Raw genomic sequence first — 785 nt, 5'->3', positions numbered from 1 at the left:
ATAGCCGTCGCTGAGCAGCACACCGGAAAAACCCTCGAGCTGTTGTTCGATGTGTGCGCTGCCCCGACTATCCGACCAGGTGAAGCAGATTTCATCATTCTCGCCATAGATCGGCCAGTACCAGGAGGCTTTCATCTGGCCCTTCTTCTTGCGACCGGCTTTGATCGGCGTTTCATCCATGGCCAGCACTCGGCTTTGCAGGATATGCTGCCACTGGGCGTCATAGATGGGCTGGAGAAGCTCGATGCTGCGCTGGACATAGTTCGTCAGAGTAGAACGGCTCAGGGTGATGCCAGCATCCTTGAGCCGCTGGTGTTGGCGGTACAGGGGCAGGTGGTATGTCCACCAGCAGTCCCGCCAGCAGGCTGACATCGGCCAGGCTGCCTTCGAATACCGCCGAGGGCGCTGGCACTTCCATCAATCGAGCGCTCGGTTTGTGCTTGAGTATCGGGCGACGGTACTCCATCACCACGTAGCTGCCAGGGAGCTGGGCCAGGCGGTGGCTGATCTTGTAGTCAATCACCTCGTACTGCTCCGCGGCTGGCCCCTCAAGCTGAGGCGCAGACAGTTCGATCACCTCGACCGGCACTTCGGGACCAAAGCGCAGGCCCGAATCGGTGACATCGTCCTCGCTGCGCTGCTTGGTGCGCTTGCGGCGACGATAGGTGATCTCTTCGGGCTCTGGCTCGGCCGGTACGGGGGTGTCGCCCAGTAACTCGCCCAGGTCGAGCTGATGGGGGTTGTCGATGATCCGCTTCTCGGATTTGCGGCCGAACAACTGGCGT

The 785-nt window shown here is 60.8% G+C and carries 1 protein-coding gene and 1 pseudogene; both read right to left on the bottom strand.

Annotation, left to right across the window (positions count from 1 at the left end; translation table 11 throughout):
* On the bottom strand, positions 1-285 hold a 285-nt coding region (locus ACOCD2_RS23335), incomplete at its 3' end, for an IS66 family transposase (RefSeq protein ID WP_419619492.1).
* Positions 221-785, bottom strand: a pseudogene (locus ACOCD2_RS23330) (hypothetical protein); the annotation flags it as partial. The gene ACOCD2_RS23335 and the pseudogene ACOCD2_RS23330, both read right to left, overlap by 65 nt.

Origin of the sequence: Thiolapillus sp. (assembly GCF_048562965.1) — a bacterium.
Lineage (GTDB): Bacteria > Pseudomonadota > Gammaproteobacteria > Chromatiales > Chromatiaceae > Thiolapillus > Thiolapillus brandeum_A.
Note: the sequence above shows the minus strand (reverse complement) of the source record. Positions and strands in the feature narration are given on the sequence as shown.